The organism is Rhizobacter sp. P3_B12 (assembly GCF_056402895.1).
In genome coordinates, this window is record NZ_JBFUGN010000530.1 from 1 (window position 1) to 4268 (window position 4268).

At 70.1% G+C, this 4268-nt stretch carries 3 protein-coding genes; all 3 read left to right on the forward strand.

What is annotated here, in order from left to right; translation table 11 throughout:
• The coding region (locus AC1D01_RS22990; RefSeq protein WP_477870410.1) for an HD-GYP domain-containing protein at positions 1–954 on the forward strand (954 nt) is incomplete at its 5' end.
• Entirely contained in the window at positions 951–3059 is a 2109-nt protein-coding gene (locus AC1D01_RS22995; RefSeq protein WP_477870412.1) for a putative bifunctional diguanylate cyclase/phosphodiesterase, read from the forward strand. The genes AC1D01_RS22990 and AC1D01_RS22995, both read left to right, overlap by 4 nt.
• 120 nt (positions 3060–3179) lie before the next feature.
• Positions 3180–4268, forward strand: a 1089-nt coding sequence (locus AC1D01_RS23000) for a class I SAM-dependent methyltransferase (protein WP_477870414.1), incomplete at its 3' end; no start/stop codon positions are given.

The following is a 4268-nucleotide window of genomic DNA, read 5'->3' on the forward strand; positions in this document are numbered from 1 at the left end:
CAGTTCGCCGAGGCCACCAAGGCCTGCCGCATGACGCTCGAGCTGGTGCTGACCAAGCCGCAGCAAGCCCGCGAGAACACCGAGGCGCTGAGCCGCGCCTTCGTCGACAAGATGCTGTCGGCGCAAGATTTGTGCATCCGCCTGCTGAGCGACGGCATCGGCGACAAGGCGTCGATGCATTCGGTCAACGTGGCCGTGATCTCGCTGCTGATGGGCAAGACCTTCGGGCTGTCGCAGGCCGAGATGATGGACCTGGGCGTCGGCGCGATGCTGCACGACATCGGCAAGATCGAGCTGCCCGACCGCGTGCGCCACCGCGAAGAGCACTTCACGAACGCCGAGACGCAGTTCTACCAGGAGCACGTGACGCACGGCGTCGCGCTGGCCAGGAAGATGGAGCTGCAGCCGGGCGCCGCGCTCGTGATCGCGCAGCACCACGAACATGCCGACGGCAGCGGCTTTCCGCTCAAGCTCAACAGCGACCGCATGACGACGGCGGCGCGCATCGTCTCGCTGGTGAACCGCTACGACAACCTGTGCAATCCGCACGTGCCGTCGCGCGCGCTGACGCCGCACGAGGCGCTGTCCACGCTGTTCGCGCAGAGCAAGGCCAAGTTCGACACCGCGATCCTCGGCGCCTTCATCCGCATGATGGGCGTCTACCCGCCCGGCTCGACGGTGCAGCTCACCGACGACCGCTACGCGATGGTGGTGTCGGTCAATTCGACCCGGCCGCTGAAGCCGCGCGTGCTGGTGCACGACCCGAAGGTGCCGCGCGACGAAGCGCTGATGCTCGACCTGGAGCAGACGCCGCGCCTGGGCATCCGCCGCAGCCTGAAGCCGCAGCAGCTGCCGACGGCATCGCTGATCTACCTGTCGCCGCGCGCCCGCGTGGCCTATTTCTTCGRGCCGGAGCAGGTGCCCGAGACCGCGGACGCCGAGGCCGTTGCATGACGGTCGGCGAGCCGGCGCGGGGCCTCGACGCTTCGATCGACGGCTTGCCTGACGGACTGCTGGATGGCCTGCTCGAGGCGGTGTGGCTGGTCGACGCCGGCAGCCTGCGGATCCGCTCGGTCAATGCCGCGGCGGCCGAGCTGTTCGGTGTCGAGGCCGCGTCGCTGCGCGGGCGCGGTGCCACCGACCTGTGCGCGACGCCTGAAGACCTGGTGTTCTGGAGCGAGGCGTCGACCGGCGTCGTCGACGACATCGTCTCCGACACGCTGGTGCGCCACGCGAGCGGCCGCCTGCTGCCGGTGACGCGCCGCGTGAGCCGCATCGGCGCCGACCTGTTCCTCGTGACCTGCCGCGACCGCAGCGCGCAGCGCGCCGCCGAAGAAGAGCTCGAGACCCGCCTGGCCGAGCTGCGCGCGACGCTCGAGTCCACCGCCGACGGCATCCTGGTGACCGACCTGTCGGGCCACATCCGCAGCTTCAACCACCGTTTCGCCGGCCTGTGGGCCCTGCCCGAGGAGGTGCTGGCCCGGCGCGACGACGAGGCGGTGCGCGACTGGATGCGCGCAAGCGTCGTCGACGGGGCCGACTACGAGCGCCGGCTCGCCGCGATCCACGAGGCGACGATGCTGCAGACCAGCGACGTCTTCACGCTGCATTCGGGCCGCGTGCTGGAGCGGCTGACGCTGCCGCAGTGCACGCGCGGCCACCCGATCGGCCGCGTGTTCTCGTTCCGCGACATCACCGAGAAGCTCGCCGCCAGCGCGCGCATCGAGGAGCTGTCGCACACCGATGCGCTGACCGGCCTGCCGAACCGCCGCCTGCTGGCCGACCGCATCGAGTTCGCGCTCGCGATGGCGCAGCGCGGCGGCAACCCGTTCGCGCTGATGGTGCTGAACCTCGACCGCTTCAAGCAGATCAACGACACGCTCGGCCTCGGGGTCGGCGACCGCGTGCTGCTGGAGGTCACCGACCGCATCAAGGATTGCCTGCGCAACGTCGACACCGTGGCGCGCCAGGGCGGCGACGAGTTCGTGCTGCTGGTGCACCAGGCCGACGCCACCGCGGCCGAAGCCACCGCGCGGCGCGTGATCGACGCGATGGCCCGCCCGTTCACGCTCGACGCCGTCAGCTTCACCGTCACCTGCAGCATCGGCATCGCCATGAGCCCCGCCGACGGCGACAGCGCCGACGACCTGCTGCGCCGCGCCGATGCGGCGATGCACCACGTGAAGGAAGCCGGGCGCGCGAGCTTCCGCTTCCACCAGCCGCGCGGCGATGCCGGCCAGCGCGTGGACAACTCGCCGATGCGGATCGACCACGCGATGCGCCAGGCGCTGGTGAGCGGCCAGTTCCGGCTGCACTACCAGCCGCAGATCGACCTGAAGAGCGGCCAGGTGATCGGCGCCGAGGCGCTGATCCGCTGGCGCGACCCGGTGCTCGGCGAGGTCTCGCCGGGCGAGTTCATCCCGGTGGCCGAGGAGAGCGGCTTCATCATCCCGATCGGCGACTGGGTGCTGTCGCAGGCGGTGCGGCAGGCCGCCGCGTGGCGCGCCAACGGGCTGGAGATGCCGGTGTCGGTCAACGTCTCGGCGCTGCAGTTCCGCCAGCCCGACTTCATCGACCGCGTGGCCGGCGCGCTGAAGGGCGCGAACCTGCCGGCCCGGCTGCTCGAGCTGGAGCTCACCGAATCGATCCTGATCCACGACGCGGCCGGCGCGCTGCAGCGCCTGCAGGCGCTGCAGCAGCTGGGCGTGCAGATGGCGATCGACGACTTCGGCACCGGCTACTCGAGCCTGGGCTACCTGAAGCGCTTCCCGATCGCGCGGCTGAAGATCGACCGCAGCTTCATCAAGAACCTGCCCGACGACACCAGCGATGTCGCGATCGTCAACGCCATCATCCAGCTCGGCCGCGCGCTGAACCTGCGCGTGATCGCCGAAGGGGTCGAAACCGAGCCGCAGCGGCAGTTCCTGCTCGACGCCGGCTGCGACGAGTTCCAGGGCTTCCTGTTCGCGCCGGCCCTCGACCACGGCAGCTTCGAAGGCCGCGTGAACCGCACGGCGCCGGCCCGCACCGTGCGATTGGTGCACCCGGTCGGCGGCTGACAGCCCCTCGACACGGTCGGACATCGTCCGACATCCCTTCCCGAGCCCCCGGCAAAAGCCGTACGCCGCGCCCCGGTTTGCGGTTTTGCCTTATTTTCGCGGGATCGTTGGAGGTTCCCGATGAATCCACTGGAGCGAATGCTGGAGGAGCGCGTCGAAGCGCTGGGCGTCCCGATGGCGGTGGTGCTGCCCGGTGGACAGCGGCTCGGCCATGCGCGGCCCACCGTGACGATACGGCTCAACGAGCTGGCGCCGCTGGTGCACATCGCCGGCGGCCAGGTCGGCCGGGTCGCGCAGGACTATGTCGAGGGCCGGCTCGATTTCGACGGCACCGTGCGCGACCTGATGGCCATCGCCGCGCAGCTGATCGACGACGACCCGACGAAGTCCGAGCCGAACGGTGCGCCGCTCGCGTGGTGGCGCAACATCACGCGGGCCGCGCGCTCGCGGGCACGCCACAGCACCGAATCGGATGCGCAGCAGGTCCAGTTCCACTACGACGTCTCGGACGACTTCTACGCGCTGTGGCTGGACCCGCTCAAGGTCTATTCCTGCGCCTACTTCCGCGAAGGCAGCCTGTCGCTCGCGAAGGCGCAGGAGGCCAAGCTCGACCACATCTGCCGCAAGCTGATGCTGCGCGAGGGCGAACGCTTCCTCGACATCGGTGCCGGCTGGGGCGGGCTGCTGATGTGGGCCGCGCAGCACTACGGCGTGCGGGCGCATGGCATCACGCTGTCGAAGAACCAGCATGCGCACGTCAACGGGCTGATCGAGCGCAGCGGGCTGGGCGGGCGGGTCACGATGGAGCTGCGCGACTACCGCGAGCTGCCGGAGGACGCGCCGTTCGACAAGATCGCCTCGGTCGGCATGTTCGAGCACGTCGGCCACGGGCAGCTGCCGGCCTACTTCGACAAGATCCGCCGGCTGCTGAAGCCGGGCGGCCTGCTGATGAACCACGGCATCACCGCCGGCAGCACGCGCAACGAGCAGCTGGGCGCCGGCATGGGCGACTTCATCGAGCGCTACATCTTCCCCGGCGGCGAGCTGCTGCATGTCTCGCACGTGCTGAAGGTGATGAGCGAATCGCAGCTCGAGCCGGTGGACGCCGAGAACCTGCGCCCGCACTACGCGCGCACGCTGTGGGCCTGGAGCGCGGCGCTGGAGCACCAGCTCGAGCGCGCGCGCGAGCTGACCGGCGAATCGGTGGTG